This window comes from Luteibacter sp. Sphag1AF, assembly GCF_014192715.1.
Taxonomy (GTDB): Bacteria; Pseudomonadota; Gammaproteobacteria; order Xanthomonadales; family Rhodanobacteraceae; genus Luteibacter.
Map to the genome: position 1 here is coordinate 20,615 of NZ_JACHYH010000003.1, position 20,774 is coordinate 41,388.

15 protein-coding genes are annotated in these 20,774 nt (G+C 62.6%); all 15 read right to left on the reverse strand.

Annotation, left to right across the window (positions count from 1 at the left end; all coding sequences use genetic code 11):
* Positions 1-62 precede the first annotated feature (62 nt).
* A complete protein-coding gene (locus tag FHW69_RS09545; protein WP_183422839.1) occupies positions 63-1,274 on the reverse strand; it encodes an FtsX-like permease family protein in 1,212 nt (403 codons plus the stop codon).
* 8 nt (positions 1,275-1,282) lie between these two features.
* Positions 1,283-2,587, reverse strand: a complete 1,305-nt coding sequence (locus FHW69_RS09550) for an ABC transporter permease (protein WP_183422840.1) — start codon at positions 2,585-2,587, stop codon at positions 1,283-1,285.
* Positions 2,588-2,611: 24 nt separating this feature from the next.
* Positions 2,612-3,838 carry an FtsX-like permease family protein gene (locus FHW69_RS09555; protein ID WP_183422841.1) on the reverse strand — a complete coding sequence of 409 codons (1,227 nt, stop codon included), beginning with the start codon at positions 3,836-3,838 and terminating at the stop codon, positions 2,612-2,614.
* An 11-nt stretch (positions 3,839-3,849) separates the two neighbouring features.
* A complete protein-coding gene (locus FHW69_RS09560) occupies positions 3,850-5,157 on the reverse strand; it encodes an ABC transporter permease (RefSeq protein ID WP_183422842.1) in 1,308 nt (435 codons plus the stop codon).
* An 81-nt stretch (positions 5,158-5,238) separates the two neighbouring features.
* Positions 5,239-5,955, reverse strand: coding sequence for an ABC transporter ATP-binding protein (locus tag FHW69_RS09565; protein WP_183422843.1), 717 nt, complete (start codon positions 5,953-5,955; stop codon positions 5,239-5,241).
* A gap of 62 nt (positions 5,956-6,017) precedes the next feature.
* Complete coding sequence (locus tag FHW69_RS09570) at positions 6,018-7,289, reverse strand: efflux RND transporter periplasmic adaptor subunit (protein WP_183422844.1); 1,272 nt, start codon at positions 7,287-7,289, stop codon at positions 6,018-6,020.
* 160 nt (positions 7,290-7,449) lie between these two features.
* Entirely contained in the window at positions 7,450-8,010 is a 561-nt protein-coding gene (locus FHW69_RS09575; RefSeq protein ID WP_183422845.1) for a hypothetical protein, read from the reverse strand.
* 121 nt (positions 8,011-8,131) lie between these two features.
* Positions 8,132-8,329, reverse strand: a complete 198-nt coding sequence (locus tag FHW69_RS09580; RefSeq protein WP_183422846.1) for a hemin uptake protein HemP — start codon at positions 8,327-8,329, stop codon at positions 8,132-8,134.
* 156 nt (positions 8,330-8,485) lie between these two features.
* Positions 8,486-8,980 carry a chemotaxis protein CheW gene (locus tag FHW69_RS09585; protein WP_183422847.1) on the reverse strand — a complete coding sequence of 165 codons (495 nt, stop codon included), beginning with the start codon at positions 8,978-8,980 and terminating at the stop codon, positions 8,486-8,488.
* A complete protein-coding gene (locus FHW69_RS09590) occupies positions 8,977-10,677 on the reverse strand; it encodes a chemotaxis protein CheB (RefSeq protein WP_183422848.1) in 1,701 nt (566 codons plus the stop codon). Before FHW69_RS09590 ends, FHW69_RS09585 begins: the two co-directional genes overlap by 4 nt.
* On the reverse strand, positions 10,670-16,777 hold the full coding sequence (locus tag FHW69_RS09595) for an Hpt domain-containing protein (RefSeq protein ID WP_183422849.1): 6,108 nt from the start codon (positions 16,775-16,777) through the stop codon (positions 10,670-10,672). Before FHW69_RS09595 ends, FHW69_RS09590 begins: the two co-directional genes overlap by 8 nt.
* A gap of 145 nt (positions 16,778-16,922) precedes the next feature.
* Positions 16,923-18,956 (reverse strand): methyl-accepting chemotaxis protein, encoded by a 2,034-nt coding sequence (locus FHW69_RS09600; protein WP_183422850.1) that lies wholly within the window; start codon positions 18,954-18,956, stop codon positions 16,923-16,925.
* A gap of 156 nt (positions 18,957-19,112) precedes the next feature.
* Positions 19,113-19,658, reverse strand: a complete 546-nt coding sequence (locus FHW69_RS09605; protein WP_183422851.1) for a chemotaxis protein CheW — start codon at positions 19,656-19,658, stop codon at positions 19,113-19,115.
* A gap of 8 nt (positions 19,659-19,666) precedes the next feature.
* On the reverse strand, positions 19,667-20,038 hold the full coding sequence (locus FHW69_RS09610; RefSeq protein ID WP_183422852.1) for a response regulator: 372 nt from the start codon (positions 20,036-20,038) through the stop codon (positions 19,667-19,669).
* A gap of 27 nt (positions 20,039-20,065) precedes the next feature.
* Entirely contained in the window at positions 20,066-20,467 is a 402-nt protein-coding gene (pilG, locus tag FHW69_RS09615) for a twitching motility response regulator PilG (protein ID WP_343204011.1), read from the reverse strand.
* Positions 20,468-20,774 lie beyond the last annotated feature (307 nt).

The window sequence follows — 20,774 nt, forward strand, 5'->3', positions numbered from 1 at the left end:
CTGCCCCAGGCGAAAAGGTTGAAACCCTTTCGCACCCTTTGTCCATTATGCACACCATGAGGTCATCCGCGGGTGGCAACCACTGGCGGAACGGAGGCGGCGCGCAACGCGGGGCCCAGCACCGCCGCCTGTCCAAGCAGCCAGAGCAGCGCAGCACCCGCGGGAAGATAGATGAACGGAAGACGCGGCAGTTCGTAGTGGACCATCAGCAGGAGATTGATACCGTAAGCCAGAACCATGCCAAGAGCGATGCCGATGGTGGCGAGCAGGAAATTCTCGGTCTGGAAATACCGCACGATGTCGATCCGCCGGGCGCCCAGGGCGCGACGCACCCCTATCTGCCGACGCCGTTGCGCGACCCAGAAACTACCCAGTCCGACAATGCCCAGCGCCGTGACGATGAGCAACGCTGCGCATACCGTCGCCAGCAGCACTGTCATGGAGCGGTCGCCCGCGAAGAATTTCTTTCGTATCTCGTCGTAGGTACGCTTCTCGGTAAAGACGCGCCTCGGATCCTGCTTTCTGAGCGTCGCCACCGCTTCGTCCAGCACCCGCGCACGGTCCTGTGGGCGCGAACGCAGCACGAAGCCAGCGAAATTACCCATCGTGACGCGCAACGGCATGATGATGCTGTATCCGTTGGACTCAACATCACGCAGGTTCGGGCGTGTCAGCGTGCGGACCACGCCGATGATCTGGATGTTGTTGGTGCCCTGCCAGATGGTCTTTCCCAACGGATTTTCGTTCGGGAAAAGCTTCCTGGCCAACGCCTGGGTGACGATGCCGACGTGCGGCGACAGTGAATCGTCCCCAGCAGTATCGTCCCACCATTTGTACTCATCGTCCTGGAAGTTGCGGCCTGCAATGAGGTCCAGGCCATAGATGCGGACGACGTCCTGGCCATAGTAGATCGTGGAATTGAGCGATGGCAGCTTCTGGTCAGGCGAAAGCCGGATGGATGAGTTCCACGACTGATTGCCGAACGGCAGCTGGTTGGCCATGGTCGCACCGGTCACTCCTGGGATTTGCCGGAGGGCCGCCAGATCTGCCGTTGCCCGCGCATGGGAATCGGCCTGCTTGCCGATACCCACGGGGATAATCTGCATCAGCTCGCTTTCAGCGACGCCGCTGGGCAGATCAATATGATCCAGGCGCTGGCCGATCAGGAAGATGGCATTACAGACGATGGCACACGTCAGCGCGATCTCCAGGATCACCAGCGTAGCGGTGACCTTGTGGCGACGCAGCGTGGAAAGGATCGGACGAATTTCCATCGTGAACCTCATTGGGTCTTGAGCTGAAGCGCGGGGGCAATCTGGCATGCGCGCCATGCCGGCAAGACGCCCGCCAGCACCGTGGCGACGATGGCAAGCACCATCGTGAGCACCAGCATTTCCATATCCAGATGCGCGAGCGACGCATATTGCGCAGGCTGCGCGCGCACCAGCACCAGACCGGCCATGGCAAGCATCAGTCCCAGCAGTCCTCCCATCAATCCGATGATGCCGGCCTCCGTCAACAACTGCGCAAACACGGCGCGACGAGATGCACCCAGCGCACGTCGCACACCCACTTCCACCGAGCGACGCATGAACTTGGCAAGCATGAGACCCACCGTGTTCACGAGGCATACAAGAAAGAAGCCCATCGCCAGAAGCGTCTGCAATTTGACGTCACCCGGCACCACCTGTTTGTAATCCATCCACTGCATGACGTTGAAAAGCTCCACCCGCGCCGGACGCTCAAAACGTCCCAGTGCCTTCTGTTCCTGCACGTAATGAAGCAGGAACTGCCGATACTCGGCGGCCTTCGCCGGCGAGTCGAGCTGAACCCAGAATTGCAGCCACACGCAGGACGCCTTCTCCAGGCTCTCCTCGGCACTGCCGCCAGGACCCCAGCAGTCGATCGACCCGCTGCGGGGAAGCAGAAGCTCACGCGCCACAGACAACGGTACGAACACATCTTCCGTATTGGCGAAGTCACCCATGTTCAGATCATAGAAGTGTGGTGTCGGACGCCAGTCACCGATCACCCCCACGATCCTCATGTCGGTACCGTGGATGCGAATGCTCTTGCCCGTGCTGTCCTCGCCGTGGAACAGCTTGTCGTTCAGTTCGCTCGAAATGACTGCGACACGCGTCCTCGCCTCATCATCGCTCGCGTTCCAGGCACGGCCGTAAAGCAGCGGGATCGCGAACATCGGGAAGAAGTCAGCCGTGGTGTATCGGGAATTCGCATAGAACGGATCAATGGACCCATCGGAAGGCTGAACCGTCATCGCGCCACCGGTCATCAGAGCCTGATGTTCGCCACGCTTTGACCTGAGGAGATTCATCCCGTCGATCCACGTCACCTGATCCAGCATCGGGCCATCTTCCACGTAGCCATCCATGGCCCGTGGATCAATCTGTGGCGTGTACAGGTTCTGGCTTTTGCCAGGCATCGGATCGCCCGACAGCACATGCAGGACCGTGAGCGTTGTCATGCAGCTTCCAATGCCCAGCGCCACGGCCACCACCATCAGGGCGGTGAGTACGCGGTTGCGCTTCATGCTGCGCATGGCAAGCTCAAGGTAATAACCGAACATGGATAGCTCCAGAGGACGTCGGAATCAGACCGAGCGTGTCGCTTCGACGGGCGACACCCTTGATGCGCGCAATGCAGGCGCCAGTACGGCAGCCTGGCCAAGCAGCAGTAGTGCGACCACTCCCGTTATGACGTACACCAGCGAAAGGCGCTGCATCTCGAACTGCTCAAGCAGCCACTGGTTCATGCCATAGGCAAGAGCGGATCCGACGATCACGCCACCCAGCGCGATCAGGAAATTCTCGGTCATGAAGTAGCTGAGAATGTCGCCCTTGGTCGCACCCAGTGCGCGTCGCACACCAATCTGCTTGCGGCGCTGCCCCACCCAGAAACTGGACAGGCCCACGATGCCGGCGGCAGTGATGGCCAGGAGCACGGCGCAGACGATACCCATCAGGATGGCCATGCCGCGGTCGGTCTCGTAAGCACGACGACGAACATCCTCGAACGAACGCACGCCACCCTCCTCAGGAATGACCCGCATGCGATTCGTGTCGATCAGCAGCTTGGGCAATGCCTTGAGCACCGCCTCCTGCTGGCCGGGACGCGCGCGGACCAGGAAGTTCTGATAATTGGCGTCGAGCGTGGCGGGAAGCAGCACAGCGTGCTGATCGAACGAGCCGGCCCACGTCCCCACCCAGGGAACCTGCAGCTTTTCCACCACGCCGATCACGGTGGAGGGTTTGCCTTCCTGGGAAAGGTAAATTGTCTTGCCAAGCGACTTGCCATCGGCGAACAACTTCTGGGCCAGCGCCTTGGTAATGATGACCTGCGGCAAGGCGGTGGACTTGCGCGGGTCCAGCATGATGACCTCGCCGGCATTGAAGTTGCGGCCTTCGATCAGCTTCACGCCAAGTGTCCGCAGTGCGTGATCGTCGACGAAGTACAGCGTGGTAGACGTGATTTCCTTCTTCGCGTCAGGAATCAGTCGCACACCCATCGACCAGCCGCCATTGCGCAGCGGGTATGAATTGGTGGCATAGGCGTCTTCCACGCCCGCCATGTTGCGGATGGCGGCAAGATCGGTCTTGATCGTGGGACCGAACACCGTGGCCGGTCCCACATAGCGGTTGGCGATGGCAATGACGTTGCTCTCATCCATGCCCGTCGTTCGCGACAGTCGCGAAACACGTTCCTGGATGATGAACAGCGCATTGCAGACGATGGCGAGCGTGAGCGCGATTTGCAGCGCGATCAGGATGGTGCCCGCCTTGTGCCGGCGAAGCGCGGCAAGAATCGGTTTGATCTGCATGGCGACGCCTCTTAATTCGACTTGAGCTGCCACGCCGGCTGCACCTGAGCGGCGCGCCACGTGGGGTAGAAGGCTGCGATGAGCGATGCGGCGATAGCCACTACCAGCGTCAGCAGCACCAGGGAAGGATCAAGCGTCGCAAGCCGCGCGATGTCCTTGGGAAAGACCAGGCCAACGCCAAGTACGCCGATGCCTGTCAGGATCAGTCCCAGCAAGCCACCTGCGAGTCCGACGGTGCCCGCTTCGATCAGGAACTGCGCGTAGATCGTGCGACGTGATGCGCCCAGTGCACGGCGGACACCGATTTCAGGCGCACGACGCATGAACTTCGCAAGCAACAGTCCAATCGTGTTGACCAGGCAGATGATCAGGAATCCAAACGCGACGGCCAGCGAAATCTGCGACTCCGGCGGCACGACGTGCTGCACGTCCAGCCATTCCATCACGCCGCGCAGGCGGACATTCGGCGCCCAGCGAAAACGACCCGCGCGCTGCTGTTCCGAGGCGTAGCCCTGAAGAAACCGCTTGTAATCGGCGGCAGCGGCTTTCGTCGGCAGCTCAACCCAGAAGGCATTCCAGATGCATTCTGAGCGGATGTAGTTGTCCCAGCCCTCGCCCGGATCAGACGAGCAGTTGTTGTTGCCGTTGGTGGCAAGTTGCAGGTCGATGGCGCGGTTGTAGGGAATGTACACACCCGGCGCATCGTCAAAACCGCCGGTGTTGACCACGTCGAAGAAGCGCGGCTGCGGGTTCCATTCGTCAATGACTCCGGTGACGCGGAAAAGTCGACCGTCCAGATTCACCTGCTTGCCTACACTTTGCCCACCATTGAAAAGCTTCTCATTGAGCTTGCGATCAATGACGATGGTGCTGGCGTGCTTGTCGTCGTCCTCACTCGTCCACGGACCACCCTGGATGAAAGGCGCGTCAAACATGGTGAAAAAGTCGGCACCCACCGCATAAGCGCCCTGGCGCATGGGCAGGCGCCCTGCGTCCTCGGGAATCACCGAAGGACCGATAGGATAGATGGCCGTCTGGCGCGAAGCTTTCTTTGCACGCATCAGCGCCATGGCGTCAATGTAGGACAGAGCATTCGGCGGCTCGCCCTTCTCGGTGTTTTCCGGGCCCCAGTTGTCCACCTGCGCCATGTAAAGCACGTCGGACTTCTGCGGAATCGGATTACGCGATGTGGCACGGAATACCGAATAAGTTGTCATGGAAGCGGCCACGCCGAATCCGATCGCCATCACCATCAAGGCGGTAAGCATCGGATTTCGACGCAGGCTCCGCAGGCCCAGCTGCAGGTAATAAGCAAACATGGCGTTCGTTCCCCAACGATGCGCGGAGTGTTCCGCTTCAATGCGCGACGGCTGTGCCGTCGCGTCCACGACGATCCCGTATTACGACGCCGTATCTGCCAGATGCGATGCCGCGTGGAAGCGCGGGTCTTCCGCCAGGTCAACCACCTGACCATCGATCACATGCACGTTGCGTTGTGCGCGTGCGGCAAGTTCGGGATCATGGGTCACCATCACGATGGTGGCGCCTTCTCGATGGATTTCTTCCAGAAGCTCCATCACGCCGCGGGCCATCTGCGTGTCGAGGTTACCGGTCGGTTCATCGGCCAGAAGCAGGCGCGGCGAGCCGGCCAGTGCCCGGGCGATAGCGACGCGCTGCTGCTGACCACCGGACAGTTCGGCCGGATAGTGCTTTGCACGCGATGCCAGACCCACGCGCTCCAGTGCATCCATGATGCGCTGCTTGCGCTCGGCGGCCTTCATGCCGCGATAGCGCAGCGGCACTTCCACGTTGTCGAACACGTTCAGATCGGGAATCAGGTTGAATGCCTGGAAAATGAAGCCGATCTTCTCGTTGCGAATGCGCGAGCGGGCGTTGTCGTCCAGCTTGCTGACTTCCACGCCGTCGAGGTGGTACTCGCCGCCCGTGAACGTTTCCAGAAGACCGGCGATGGTCAGGAAGGTGGTCTTGCCCGAACCGGACGGTCCCGTAACAGCGACGAACTCGCCTTCCTTCACGTTGATGTTGAAGTCACGCAGCGCGTAAGTCTCAACAACTTCGGTGCGGTAGACCTTGGCCAGATGGCTCATCTTCAGCATGGCTGTTTCCTCTTGATGATTGGGATGGTTTGAAGGCACAACGGAGCGGGACGAGTCAGCCGTTACCGGCTGATCGCCACGTGCGCGGCGCCGTTGAAACCGTCGGAGCCGGAAATCACGATCTTGTCGCCTGCATTCAGGCCAGACAGGATCTCTACCTTGTCGATGCTGTTGGCACCGACACGAATCTCGCGCTTGTCTGCCACGCCGTCGTGAACCACATAGGCGTAACGACCTGCACTTTCATCCACGAACGAACCTCGCGACACCGTGAGCACGTTGTCGCGCTTGTCCAGAAGGATGCGCACAGACAGGCGCTGGTTCTGGCGAAGCTGCTGCGGCGTGGCGCCATCGAAGCGCAGTCGTGCCGACACTTCACCGTTGACCACTTCGGGTGAGATCGCGCTGACCTTGCCCTGCCACACCTTGCCGTTGCCGGTGATTTCGCCGGGCATACCGATGCCCAGATCGCGGGCGAAGCTCTCGGGCACCTTCATTTCCACTTCGAGGGCGCTCAGGTCGATGATGCTGAGCAACTGGGCGTCTTTGGCGACGGTGGCACGCTCGGCGATGAAGAGCTGACCCACCTGACCATCCACCGGTGACTTCACGTCCAGATCGGCCACCTGACGCTCCAGGTCCTGCACCAGCAGCACCTGACGGTCATGCGCGAGGCGCTTGGACTTCACGTCGAATTCGGCGCTGTCGTTGTCCAGGCCAAGATCGGTCTGCGCGTGCTTCGTGGTGATCACCGCCTTCTCGACAGTCGACTTGGATTTGTCGACGTCCATGCTGGGCACCGCACCCTTGCTGAAGGCCTTTTCGTAGCGTTCCTGATCGCGCTCGGCCGACTTCTGGTCGATGATGGCGTTGTCGACAGCCTTCTGCAATTCAAGACGCTTCTTGCGAGCGTCGATCTGCGCGCGCAGATAATCCACTTCCATCGCATTGGCGGCAGACGTTTCCTGCGCGAGCTTGTTGGTCAATTCGGGGCTGGTGATCGAGGCAAGTACCTGCCCCTTCTTCACGACATCACCGGCATGCACCTTCAGCACCACTGCGCCGGGTGAGGCGGCATACAACGTGGGGCTGACCGCAGCCACCACCTTGCCTTCGGCCGCGATGTCGCGAACGAACGGGCCACGTTCGACCACGGCGTAACTGAGGCGCGATCCACTGACGGATGCGTCAGTGGAAAACATGGTCATCACCTTCGGCGCCATGAACGCGCACAGCGCAAGCGCCGCCACACCGCCGCCGATATACACCAGCTTGCGGCGCGTGTTCGGGCGGACTTCGACAAGACGATCCTGAGCGGAGGTATCGCGGATCATTTCAGGTTCCCTGACCACGGACATCGTGGAGACGGGAACATATGAGCAAGGGTCGTGCCAGTCGGAACGCATCCGAAAACCGGCTATTTATCAGCTTGTTAGAATAAGCGCCGTGCTGTGGTCCGGTGTCCGCGGACACCGGACACGGACACCGGGACAATCAGCCGGACATCGCCACCGATTCGGACAGGGCGATATCGCGCGCCACACCCTGCCCCAGCGACGAGATGCGCACAGCTCGCGCACCGAACACATCCAGTTCGGCCATGCGGCGCCGCGTGAAGCGCACAACGCGTGCATGGGCCACACCGCAAAGCTCTGCATCGGCGCCCCAGCGCGCAGGCACATCCACGCGAATGGCATCGACGAACAGGGCGTCCCATGCGAGGTAATCGGTATCGGGAAGCAGATAGATGCGGGCCAGAAGCGTGCCCTGCGCGTCGACGCAATCCATCCATTCGCGCGGGCCTTCGGAGGTGACCGCGCAGGTCAGGCCCACATAACGTGTGTGCAGGAGCGGAACGAAGTCCGCCTGCTCTACCACGCAACCGGCCAGAGCGATCTCATCGGACGCCTCATGGCGCGACTGAGCGAGATAGAGCACGCCGCCCAACTGCGCCAGCCCGTCGATTAACGAGCGTGGCGCGACGCTCAACCATTGCGTCACCGGCGTGGAACGGGCGCGTGCATGCACGCCAAAACTTGCGAGCCAGCCGAACATACGGTCTCCATGAGACGTCCGAACGATGGGTGACCTGGCCGGCGGCCCCGTCCATGGAGGACACGCGCAGGCCGTCAGGCCCGGGGAGAAACGCGTGCGGGGCGCCTGGCGCCCTGCACGGTTACTTGGTGAGGATGAGCTTGTCGTTACGCGTCAGGCGCAGGTGGTACTCGTTACCCTGGTGCTCGATCACCAGCTCGCGCGAGCCTTCCAGCAGGTTCTTGCTGGCAATGCGGCGCGCCGCAACCGCCTGCGCGCGCAGCGGGATGACTTTGTCGCGGGGGGTAACTTCGTTAAGGGGAAGCGCTCTCATCAACATGGTCTGCTCCGCAGTGAGTAGGTGCGGAGTTGATGATAGTGATTCTCATTTACATGTCAAGCGGGCGGCTGGTCCAGAAGCACCTCATGCCGCTGAATGCCTTTCTGGCAGTCCTGCAGGAGCGAGCTTGCCCGCGATGAATGCTTGGCAGCGAAGTCAGATGGCTTCGTGCACTTCCACGTCGTCCAGGGCCAGCAGCGGCGTGACGGTGGCTTCCAGGGCTTCCAGATCGGGAATGATCGCGGTGTCGTCGCGGACGAGTACCTGGGCGCGGACGCCGAACGGCAAATCGTTACCGTCATGGGTCGGCAGCAGGAGCTCGGCGTTCAGCGTGGTCAGGCGCGGGAAGCCCTGGGTAAGCACCGCAATGAACGGAAGCTTCGGATGGTTGCCCAGCGCCTTCAGCACGGCCACGCGCGAGGCCGCCGGAGCGCCCTCCTCGTCGGCATTCACGATGTGCGCGAACGAAATCAACGGCAGCTTCCAGCCACGGTAAGCGATGCGGCCCAACAGCCATTCCGGCGTGTCCTGCACGACTTCAGGCTTGGTCAGCGTGATGACTTCCGCAACCGACGCATTGGGCAGCAACAGGCGGACGCCGCCGGAAGGAATCAGCAGGCAGCGGATTTCGCGGGGTAACGGCTCGCTCATGGGAATTCCTCGATCAGTTTCTTGGCGAGTGCGTCCACGTCGCCGGTAAAGCCTGCGACGCGCTCTTCGCGAATACCGGCGACCATCTGGCCCGGGGCATCGTCTTCGGGTGTTTCAATCCAGACGCGACCGCCGCGGTCGTAGATCGCCTGTGAACCGGCTACGGCATCGTTGGCTTGCCCTGCAAACACGATGGCCAGTGCGTCGGAACCGAAGCCAGTGGCAAGCGAACTGAACACGCCGTCGATGGACGGGCTTCTCGCGTTCTGAGCGCTATGATCGTCTTTCAGCACCAGGCCGCCGTCACGGCGTACCTGCACGTGCCTGCCCCGCGGCACCACGATGATGTCGCCATGGCCAACAGGCAGTCCGTCGTCGGCAAGGATCACCTTGCGCGCGGACACGGCACTGAGACGCGAGGCCAACGCCTGGCTGTCGCCGTCGTGATGCTGCACCACCAGGAACATGGCGGGCACGCGGCTGGTCAGGCGCGAAAGGAACCGGCCCACGGCCGCCTCACCTTCGTGCGCGGCGCCCAATGCCACCACGCGACGTACAGCGCGACTGCCCACGTCCAGGAACATCTCGTGCGCGAAGTCACTATCGGTGCGCGGCGCCACCGCTTCTTCCATAGACACCAGTTCAAGACTGAGTCCCGGCTGGAAATCATGCGTGCCATCATCCACCACGTCCTGCGCCAGATACTCGGCCGCGCTGATGGTTTCGATGCCGAAGGTGGACGCAGGCGTCTGCTCCGGCGTTTCCACCACGATGGTGTCGTGATCGACCAGATCCCATTCGGGGGCCGGAGGAGCCACATATTCCGTGGAACGCGATTCGATCTGCACCGGCACAATGTCATCGGTGAGCATCGGTGTTTCATCGACCGACGCAAGCTCGAAGCGGCTGATGTCGAACTCCCGCTCAACGGGCGCCGGTTCGGCCGCCTTCTCTTCAATGACTTCAAAGTGCGACAGGTCCAGCGACGCCAGATCAGTCAGCGCCATGTCTGAATGCGGCACGCTGTCCAGGTCGTGGACATCGAAAGCGCTGGTTTCGTTTTCCGCCAGCAGCGCTTCCAGCTCGGCGGCCAGCGTAACCGACTCGACGTCGGTCTCGTTTTCCACGGCCTCGTCGTGCGCCGTCGGCAATTCGAGCGCCGCCAGCTCTTCTTCCACCGACGATGCGTGAACGACGGGCTCATCGAGCTCGAAGGTTTCAAAGGTGTCATCGACAACGGGCTCGTCCGAGAACGCCACGGTGCTCCGCGCCTCCGGCTCGTCCACAGGTGCGTCGGCCACTTCGACCGGCGCGAGCCTCGGCTCAATCGCCCGTGCATCGGCGGGACGCGGCGGATCAACCTGCGCCTCGCCTACCAGCTTGGCGGCAAGGTGGCGGGCCCAACGGGCGCGATCCCAGCCTTCCAGATGGCGCGAGGCATCCGCGTCGTTGAAGACCAGTCGCGGCTGGTCTCCCTCCACGGTGTCGTACAAACGATCCAGGTCGGCATCAGACGGGTTGTCCAGGTCCACCACGACCACGTCGGCCGACGATCCCACCAGCTCGGCCGGTGCGAACGACTTCAGGTCCGATTCGTAGACGATGCGTGCGCCCAGTGCCACCAGCGCCTCGCGCAGATGGCTGGACAGGCCCGCGTCATCGAACAGCAACGCGACCGACGAGGAACGATCAGCCATGGGTCACCCGCAGTACGTCGTTGATCTGGATGATCAGGTCATTCTCCTGATACGGCTTGCCGATGTAACGGTCAACGCCGATATCGAAGGCGCGCTGGCGATGTTTGTCGCCGGTACGGGACGTGATCATGATGATGGGCACGTCGCGCAGACGGGCATCGGCCTTCATGTGGGTAGCCAGCTCGTAGCCGTCCATGCGCGGCATCTCGATATCCAGCAGCATCAGGTCGGGCACACGCTCGTTGAGCTTTTCGATGGCGTCGATACCGTCTTTCGCGGTAGTCACTTCAAACTCATTGCGCTCCAGCACGCGGCCGGTGACTTTACGCATGGTGATGGAATCATCGACCACCATCACCAGCGGCTTGGTGCGGATTTCGTCCTGATCGTGGCCCAGCGAGGCCAGGCCGGCTTCGGCCTCGAAGGCGCGACGGGCCAGACCGTGACGCACCAGCGGCGCCAGATCCAGAATCATCAGCACCGAGCCATCGCCCATGATGGTCGCGCCAAGGATGCCCGGCACCGAACTCACCTGCGGACCCACCGGCTTGACCACGATTTCGCGCGAACCGATCACGGCGTCGATGCGGATCGCACCACGCAGTTCACCGCTTCGGGTCAGCAACAGCGGCAACTGCGCTTCGTCAGAGGAATGCACCACGTTGACGCCGAGCAGCTGTGCCAGGTCATGCAGCGCGTAGTTTTCACCCGCATAGGAGAACTGCGGATCATCGCCGCGCATGCGCTCGATGAGATCTTCCGGCGAAATGCGCGCCACGCCATGCACCGAGGTCATCGGAATGGCGAAGTTGGATTCGCCGATGCGCACGATGATGGCCTGGGTCACGGCCAGCGTGAACGGCAGGCGCAGCACGAAGGTCGTGCCTACGCCGCGCTCCGATTCAATGCCCAGCGTACCGCCAAGCTGCTTGATCTCGTTGGCCACCACGTCCATGCCCACGCCACGGCCGGCCACCTGGGTGACCTTTTCTGCCGTTGAGAAGCCCGGCACCTGGGTCAGTGCATACAGCTGGTCGTCGGAGATGCGGGCATCCGCGCGCAGCAGGCCGCGCTCGATGGCCTTGGCGCGAATGGCGTCGCGGTCCATGCCGGCACCGTCGTCGCTCAGGCGCACGACCACTTCGGTCGCTTCACGTGCCACCTGGATGCGCACGGTGCCTTCGGCCGGCTTGCCTGCGCGCTCGCGTTCTTCGGGCGATTCGATGCCGTGAGCGACCGCGTTGCGCAACATGTGCTCGAACGGTGCCTTGATGCGATCAAGCAGGTTGCGATCCATTTCGCCGTGGGCGCCTTCGACCTGCAACTGTGCACGCTTGTCCATGTCCTGCGCAGCCTGGCGCAGGGTTCGGCGCAGGTTGGGCACCATGGCGTCGAACGGAAGCATGCGGGTCTGCATCAGACCGTCCTGCAGTTCCGCGTTGACGCGCTGCTGCTGAAGCAGGAGGGTTTCGGACTGACGGGTCAGGTCATCGAGGATAGTCTGAATGGACACAAGATCCGAGACCGACTCGGCGAGCGCGCGCGAGTACTGCTGAAGCTGCGAGAAGCGATCGAGTTCGAGCGGATCGAACGTCGACATGCCGGTTTCGCGATGCTCCTGGTGGTAACGCGCGATGATCTGCGTTTCGGTTTCGATTTCCAGCATGCGCAGCTGGCTGCGCAGACGGCTGACGGTCTGTTCGTGCTCGGTCAGCGTGGAACGGAAGCTAGCAATCTGCTGTTCCAGACGCGAACGGTAGATCGACACTTCGCCCGCATGGTTCACCAACGTGTCGAGCATGTCTGCGCGAACGCGGATCTGCTCCTGCGGCGAACGCTGAACTTCTTCCTCTTCGAACTCGGGAAGCAGTTCGGGCATGTCCTGCATCATGGTGACCGGACGTGCCGCTTCGCGCTCGTCGCGGAAGCTTTCCAGCGTGTCGGTATCCGGCGCAATCGGGGCACCGGCCAGACGTGCAAACGGCTCGATGTCTTCGTCAGTGATGGCAATGGCTTGGTTGAGCGCGATCTTCTGCACCAGTCCATGCAGGCGGTCGAAGCCCACCTCGGTCGCTTCGATGGCAGCGCGGTCAGCATCGCGCTGACCACCGGCCACGGCGTCCAGCAGAGCTTCCATGGCATGCGCCAGGTCGCCCACGGGCGCCATGCCCGCCATGCGCGCACTACCCTTCAGCGTGTGCAAGTCACGCTGGAGACCCGCCACGTGCTCGGCCTGTTCCGGCTCCACGCGCCACAGCGCAAGCACACCATCGGCGTGATCGAGAATTTCGCGACCTTCCTCCACGAACACTTCGAGAAGATCCGGATCAATGTTTGCGTACGGCGAGAATTCCGGTGCGACGGGTTCGACATCGACAGGTTCGGCGGCGACGGGCTCCTGGACGGAAGGCTCTTCGACAGAAGGCTCTTCGACAGAAGGCTCTTCGACCGACGCCTCGACGGCGGCAACCTCGACCTCCGGTTCCGCGACAGCAGGCTCTTCCACCTCGTCGGCGAACTTGTCTTCCTGCACAGGGACCGGTGCTTCGGCCTCCACATGCAGCAACTCGTCGTCCAGCGCGTCAACCACTTCCGGCTCGGCCTCTTCCACCGGCAGTTCCGGCTCAACGGCCGGCTCTTCCAGGGACGTTTCAACCGGCACCGCGTCGCCGTCGTGCACCACGACCGGCGTTTCCTCCGCGTGCGTGGAACGACCTTCAACCGCGGCCTGCGCGGCATCCATGCTTTCGATGAGAGCTTTCCAGCTCGCATCTTCATCGGCGTCGTATTTCGCAATCGGCGTGACGACCACGGGCGGACGGTCAACTTCGAAGGTATCGAAGGCAGCCAGCAGTTCGGCGGTCAGCTCATCGCTGGAAGACAGCGCCTGCGTCTCCTCGCGTTCGATGGCAGGAAGCGCTTCGTCAGCGGCCACTTCGGCCGGCGACAGCGCTTCGGGCAGCGGCCCGGCGACGGGTGCGTATTCGTCATCCGGCTCGTCCACAAGCCACTCGTCGTCGATCACCGGCTGCACTTCGGCTTCCGGCTCAACCGGCGGAGCGTCAAGAACGAGTTCGTCTTCGTCCTCATCCAGCGGCATCGGATCGGGTTCGTACAGCACGTGGGCCACGGTGGCCTCGGGCTGCTCGTCGCGCAGGGCCGCGATGCGCGCGGCAAGCGCTTCCACGCTGGGCACCACAGGATTCGCCTCGTCGAACAGCGACATCACCTCGTCCACCAGGTTGGCCGCCTGACCCAGCACGTCCACACCGGCCGCGCTGAGCGGCGTACCGCTGGCGCGCACGCGCTTGATGAGGCCTTCCAGCGGTGCCAGCACCTGGATCAGCACCGGAATGTCGACCATCCCGATGGCACCGTGCAGCGTGTGCACGGCGCGCAGCAGGGCGTCGTCCACCGGCAATTCGACGCCGGCGGCACGCGCCAGGTTGGCACGGATGATCTGCTGGTACTGCGCCACTTCCGTGCGCAGGATGTCCAGCAGCACCGAGTCCACGGGCGGCAAGGCCGGCGCGGCATAGGTATCGTCAACGAAGGCGAGCGTGTCTTCCGCCGGATCCGTCGTCGGTGCCAGGCCGGCAAACGCCGCCGTCGGCACGTCGGCAATGCTGTCGCGCGGCACGCGGCGCTTCACCTTCGTGCGCACCGTCTGCATCGCACTGCTGGCCACGTTTTCGACGTAGGTGATGTCACCGGCCGCGATCTTGTCGGCCGTTTCCATGATGGCAGCGATGGGCGCGGCCAGCGTGGTCTCGCCTTCCAGCGCGAGCTTCAGCTGCGGCAGCGCGGCGATGGCGTGACGCACCAGCGCCTGCACACCGTCGTGCGGCGGGATGCTTCCGTCCAGCACGCGGTTGAGCATGTTCTCCACTTTCCAGGAGAACTCGCCCAGCAGACGCGCGCCGACCAGACGTCCGGAGCCCTTGAGGGTATGGAACGAACGGCGGATGGGCGTAAGGGCCTGGATCTGCTCCGGATCGGCCAGCCATGCCTTCTGTGCAGCAAGCAGGTTGCCGATTTCTTCTTCGGTTTCTTCGAGGAAGATCTCGCGGATTTCGTCGTCGATGCCATCGACGGTGATCTGGAAGCCGCCGAACTCGGCGTTGCCGTCACCACCCACTTCCTGCTCGACTTCCTCTTCGATCTCCACCCAATCGGTGTCATCGGCCGCCACAGGGGCAGCCGCTTCGACGGACGGAGCGACGACGGGCTCGTCGTCTTCCACCGGCTCGTCGATGATGTCGAACGAGTCTGCGAAGGTCGTGACTGTTTCGCCGATGTCGGCACTCGTCTCGGGCACGGCGATGTGTTCAACCGCTTCCTGCTCGATGGCGTCGATGCGTTCGCCCAGTGCCTGCGGCTCGTGCTCGACAGGTACCGGCCAGTAGCCGAGGTCGGCCAGGCTCTGCTGGGTCACATCAAGGATGTGTTCCAGACCGCCGCGATGTTCGCGCGCCGCTTCCAGGTAGTACTCAAGCGCCGCCAGCGAGTCGGCCAGTCGATCCATCTGCGTGCCGGTAGGCACGCGACGATCACCCAGCAATTCGCGATGGATGAACAGGCCAATGCCATCGGCCAGCTCGGCCGGACGCAGCGCGTTCAGCATGCGCATGGCGCCGCCGATTTCTGCCATCAGTTCCGGCGTGCCGTTGAGATATTCGTGATTCCACGACGACTCGACGAAGGACACGATCGCATCCTTCACCTTGCCCGTATTCGTGGTGGCCTCGCGCATCAGCGTGGCCAGAATGTGGCGGGCTTCGCTGCGCGGCAGCGGCGTGGGGCCACCTTCGCTGTCCAGGTGATCGTCTTCGGCGCCCAGGCGCTCGATGTGATCGTCCAGCGATGCTTCCACGTAAAGCAGTGCACCGGCCACGTCCAGCAGCGACTCTTCATCAGGCGCGCGCAGACGGGTGGCGATTTCTTCAATGATGCGACGCTGTTCGTTGACGACGCGGCGCGGAACCGAAAGCGCCAGCATGCCCAGCGTGTCGCCCACGCGTTCAAGCACCTCGGCCTGCGACCCAAGCTGCGCGGGATCGCCATCGGGACGGCGCAGGAACAGGTCCAGCGCTTCCTTCACCCGCAGCAGGTCGTCCTTGATCGCAGCGGACACGGTATCCAGCAGCGCGCGGTTGTGACCGGCCATGGACCCGCGTGCGTGCTCCACTTCCGACGCATCGGGAAGCAGACCATCCAGACGGTAAGTCTGGCGAAGTTCGTCGATGCGTTCGCTGCCCGGCTTGGCCTGGGCTACGTAATAAAGGAGCTTGCGCGCCAGTTCATCGGCATCGCTGCTCTGCAGCGCGTCTTCGCCGCCTTCCACCAGTTCGCGGATGCAACGGTCCACGCGGCCGATCAACTGGCGCACGTCTCCCGCATGCGCGCGCAGCACCCCGCGCTCAAGGCCTTCCAGCACGCCGGCTGCAATCCACCACAGGCGACGGCCTGCGATGGTGTAGCAACGCGCGGCCAGCGAATCGAGCGTGGCGCGCATGCCCAGCAACTGGCGATCATTGGCCTGACCACGGAACCATGCCAGCAACTGCTGCTGGAAGCGGACACGCAGGCTCGCGATCTCCGAACGGTGCATCTCGGCCGTGGCCGGATCGCTCGCACCCGGTGCCGTCGCCGGCAGCATGGTGTCGAGGTTCGGAGTGAACAAGGCCGATTCGTGCAGCGACTGCTCGCCACGACTGGCGCGCAGATCATTAAGCAGCGGCAACAACACGATGGGCACATCGCGGTGACCGCTTTGCAGACGCTCCAGATAATCGGGCATCTGCATCATGCCGCGCATCAGCGCTGCATAGGCGTCGTCACGCTGTGCCACCCGATCTTCGATCAGGGCAGCCACGAGTTGTTCCATTTCACCCACGACCATCGCGGCGCCGTACAGCTCCACCATGCGCAGCGTGCCGTGCACCTGGTGCAGGTCGGCGGCGCAGGTATGCATGACGAAGGCGTCGCGCGGGTCCTCTACGTAGGACTCCAGCGCCTGGCGTGCCTTGGCCAGGGCGTCGTCCAGCTCCGCCTTGACCCAGTGCAGCGTGGTGAAATCGTTATGGTCTTGAAGTCTCATCGAACGCATCCAGAAGGTGCGAGGCGCCGGTTGAACCGGCTTGCGAGCCGCTCGCTGCGTGAGCGCGACAGCGGATGCGCGCGTTCACGGGCAACAAGCCCGGTCGCGCGACGATCCGTCAGGTAACGCAGCACGCTGTTCACGTTCATCCCGGGAGTTTGAAGTTGGCAACGGACAGACGAAGATCGTTTGCGAGCTGCGCCAGGTTTCCAATGGATTCGGCCGTCTGGCTGGCACCCAGTGAGGTCTGCGACGTAATTTCCTGAATCACGTTCATCGTCGCCGACGTATCGGTTGCCGCTGCCGACTGCAGACGCGCAGCGCTGGAGATGTTTTGAATCAGCGCCGCCAGATCGTTCGACACGCGCTCGATGTCTCCCAGAGCCGTACCCGCATCTTCCGCCAGTCGTGCACCGGCCACCACCTCGGCGGTGGTCTGCTCCATGGAGCTGACCGCCTCGTTGGTATCGGACTGAATGGTCTGCACCAGCGTTTCAATTCGCTTGGTAGCACTGGCGGAACGCTCTGCGAGGCGCTGCACTTCGTCCGCAACCACTGCGAAACCGCGACCGGCTTCACCCGCGGAAGCTGCCTGGATGGCAGCGTTCAGAGCCAGGATGTTGGTCTGTTCGGCAATGTCGTTAATCAGTTCCACGATGGAACCGATTTCCTGCGAGGACTCACCCAGGCGCTTGATTCGCTTTGACGTTTCCTGAATCTGGTCACGGATGGAGTCCATGCCCTGAATCGTCTCGCGCACCACCTCGGCACCGCGCGATGCAATCTGCACCGAGCGCTGCGCCACGTCGGCGGATTCGGCCGAGTCTTTCGACACGGTATCCATCGAGGTCGCGATCTGGTTAATGGCGGAGGTCGCAGAGGTGATCTGCTGGGCCTGCTGCTCTGCCGCATCAGCCAGATGCATGGCCGTGGCCTGCGTTTCCTGGGCTGCGGCGGACACGCGCACGGCCGTCTCGTTAATGGTGGTGACGAGGTTACGCATCTCGTCGACCGCGGAGTTCATAGCGTCGGCGATAGCGCCGGTGATGTCCTCGGTCACCGTGGCCTTGATGGTCAGGTCGCCTTCGGCGAGCGAGCCCATCTCGTCCAGCAACCGCATGATGGCGGTCTGGTTACGCTGATTGAGTTCGGAGGTGGTCTCGAAGCGGCGACGCTGATCGCGCACGAGGAAGAACACCAGTGCCAGCGCGAATGCGACCGTTGCGATAGCGCCAAGCAAACCGGCCCACACGTTGGGGAACAGGCGGGTGATCGGCAGGCGGGCAATCTGATCGGCTGACTCGTTGGCACGAAGCAACACGGACTGCGAATCCAGCGACGCCTGGTTACCGGCGCGCTTCACGTCCTGCAGGTTGGGCGATGCGGCCACCAGCTGGGAGACCGGGTCGGTCAGGTCGCCCCAGGAGGTCTGCATGCCTTCCAGAATCTTGCGGGCGTTGGCATCGCCGATGGCGCGCACGCCGCCATCCGGGTTGCCGTCGACCAGACCCTTGAGCACCGAGCCGTAAAGCTGCGCGTCACGCGACAGGCCATCGGCCGCCGGCTGCGCGGCTTCACCACCCTGCAGAATTTCCTGCACGCGGCGGATCATTCGGTCAGACATGAGCATCCAGCGGGCAATCGCGAAGGTCTGTTCCACCGACGCGTTCTTCTGCTGCACGATGTTGAGCACCTCGTCTGCTCGCGCATTCAGCAGGGGCATCTGCTTGGCGAAGAGGTCGGCACGCTCACCTGAGGACAGCACCAGCTCCTTGTTGCCAAGGATCTTGCCGATGTCCGCGTCAAGCTGGTTCCAGGCGTTGGCCAGTGCACCCACCGAACGTCCGGCAGGCGTCTTGTTGCCATCCGCATAGGCGGGCATGTCGGTTTTCACGTCGCCCTTGTTCAGGCGCGACACGGCCGAGTCGATGGTGTTGCGGGTAGTTGCCAGCTCGCGATACGAATCGCGGTTACCGTCAGACGCCTCCAGCGCGTACTTCGCCACCTGCTGCGAAAGCACCTGGATTTGTGTGGTCAGTGCGATGGCTTCGCGGTCTTCGTTGTTCTTGGTGTTAAGCCACCAGAAATCGACCGACGCCAAACCGATGGAGAGAAGCAGAAATACGACAATGATCGTATATCCACCTTCCCTGCCTGCGCCCCCTGCTGTCGTGCTCATACTCACCTCACCCAAACCTGGCGGAGCTTATGGCCGGCCCTTGCGGTCACCGGCACGTTGAGGCGGTTTGAGCCGCCCCTGCCTTTTCCCGTACGGCGGTTGCACACCGCCGCTCCTGTACCGGCACGCCCAAACGGGCCTGCCGTTCCCCCCACGCTAAAGCGCGGCCTGCCTGAAATCCGGGGCCCGCACCAGACGGCTCATGCTGAACAGGCCGAAGCGCTGCTCACCAAGCCGCAGGTTGCCCTGTACGAAACGCGTCAGACGCGGATCGGTTTCTTCTTCCGAACCTTCCCGCTGGTCATCGTCGATAGTGCGCTGACCGAACACTTCATCCACCAGTAAACCCACGGTGCCGCCGTGCTGACGCACCAGCAGCAGACGCGTTCGTTCGGACGAGGGTGTGCGCTCGTTGAAAAGGAAGCGTCCCAGGTCAATGGCCGGGATGAGGTTGCCGCGAACGTTCGCCACACCCATCAGCCATGCCTGGGTTCCCGGCACGTGAGTGAGAGCCGGCACCGCCAGAAGCTCGTTGATTTCCTCGATACCGCTGACAAAGCTGTGCCTGCCCACGCGAAAGCCGATGCCGCGCCAAAGACCCAGCGCTTCCACACGTTCCGGCGTACCGGCCGAGTGGGCGAGACTCAAGCGCTCGTAGTAAGCGAGCAGTTCAAACGGCGAAAGTGCGGCGACTGCGCTCATGGCGACCTTCAGTGGGCTTTCGGCAACAGGTTGTCGATGCAGGCGAGCAATTCCTTCTCGTTCACCGGCTTGGTGATGAAGGCTTTGGCTCCCTGGCGCAGACCCCAGACACGATCGGTTTCCATGGATTTGGTGGTGATCATCACCACAGGAACGTGCGCCGTGGCCGGGTCGCGGCTAAGCGTGCGCGTGGCCTGAAAACCATTCATGCCCGGCATGATCACGTCCATGATCACAAGGTCCGGACGCTGTGCACGGATGCGCTCGATGCCGTCTTCGGCATTGTCGACGCTGGACACGGAAAAACCCGCCTTCTCCAGCAGCGTGGTGAACACGCGTACGTCGGTCGGCGAGTCGTCGATAATTAAAATGTTTGCCACACGTCCCCCTAGACGTCGACAGCGGACTTAGATGGCAGTCGCATAGCGGTGAATCGCGCCGAGAAGCTCGTCGCGTGTAAAAGGCTTCGTAAGGTATTGCTCGGCGCCGACGATGCGGCCCCGCGCCTTGTCGAACAGGCCGTCCTTGGAGGACAGCATGATGACGGGCGTCGCCCTGAAGTGCGGGTTGTGCTTGATCAGTGCGCAGGTCTGATACCCGTCCAGACGGGGCATCATGATATCCACAAAGATGATGTGCGGTTTCTGGTCGGAAATCTTGGCCAGCGCCTCAAACCCGTCCACCGCCGTCAGGACGTCACATCCTTCCTTCTTGAGGAGGGTTTCGGCCGTACGCCGGATGGTTTTCGAGTCGTCGATGACCATGACCCGCAGTCCGGCCATGTCGGTACCACGTCCGTTTTCGTTCACTACGCCCCCGTACCACCCAAAGACAACATCAACGCCCACGATACTCCGGATGGCTACGGGGAACCGTGCGCAAATCGACTACCCAGGGCGATTACCCCACCCCGACGGCTCGCTCTATCGGCGCTCCGCCCAGTGTCGCTGTTTAGCGGGTGGCCGACGTTACGTCAAGCTGCAATTATTCGTCATCGTCGGGAATCCACCGCCAAACAGGGTGTCGGCAGGAAGTTGACGGTCCTTTAGCCCATGCAACGTGCGCACGACGGGTCGCGCGGCACTAAACTTGGCGCTTCGCCTTTTGAGGTCAGGA

Bases quoted from the DNA above. Each gene is read 5' to 3' on its own strand.
- FHW69_RS09585 (WP_183422847.1), bottom strand. From the start codon at position 8,980: ATGAGCGAGCCGTTACCCCGCGAAATCCGCTGCCTGCTGATTCCTTCC.
- FHW69_RS09590 (WP_183422848.1), bottom strand. From the start codon at position 10,677: ATGGCTGATCGTTCCTCGTCGGTCGCGTTGCTGTTCGATGACGCGGGC.
- FHW69_RS09600 (WP_183422850.1), bottom strand. From the start codon at position 18,956: ATGAGCACGACAGCAGGGGGCGCAGGCAGGGAAGGTGGATATACGATC.
- FHW69_RS09560 (WP_183422842.1), bottom strand. From the start codon at position 5,157: ATGTTTGCTTATTACCTGCAGCTGGGCCTGCGGAGCCTGCGTCGAAAT.
- FHW69_RS09545 (WP_183422839.1), bottom strand. From the start codon at position 1,274: ATGGAAATTCGTCCGATCCTTTCCACGCTGCGTCGCCACAAGGTCACC.
- FHW69_RS09570 (WP_183422844.1), bottom strand. From the start codon at position 7,289: ATGATCCGCGATACCTCCGCTCAGGATCGTCTTGTCGAAGTCCGCCCG.
- FHW69_RS09575 (WP_183422845.1), bottom strand. From the start codon at position 8,010: ATGTTCGGCTGGCTCGCAAGTTTTGGCGTGCATGCACGCGCCCGTTCC.
- FHW69_RS09605 (WP_183422851.1), bottom strand. From the start codon at position 19,658: ATGAGCGCAGTCGCCGCACTTTCGCCGTTTGAACTGCTCGCTTACTAC.
- FHW69_RS09595 (WP_183422849.1), bottom strand. From the start codon at position 16,777: ATGAGACTTCAAGACCATAACGATTTCACCACGCTGCACTGGGTCAAG.
- FHW69_RS09555 (WP_183422841.1), bottom strand. From the start codon at position 3,838: ATGCAGATCAAACCGATTCTTGCCGCGCTTCGCCGGCACAAGGCGGGC.
- FHW69_RS09580 (WP_183422846.1), bottom strand. From the start codon at position 8,329: ATGTTGATGAGAGCGCTTCCCCTTAACGAAGTTACCCCCCGCGACAAA.
- FHW69_RS09565 (WP_183422843.1), bottom strand. From the start codon at position 5,955: ATGCTGAAGATGAGCCATCTGGCCAAGGTCTACCGCACCGAAGTTGTT.
- FHW69_RS09550 (WP_183422840.1), bottom strand. From the start codon at position 2,587: ATGTTCGGTTATTACCTTGAGCTTGCCATGCGCAGCATGAAGCGCAAC.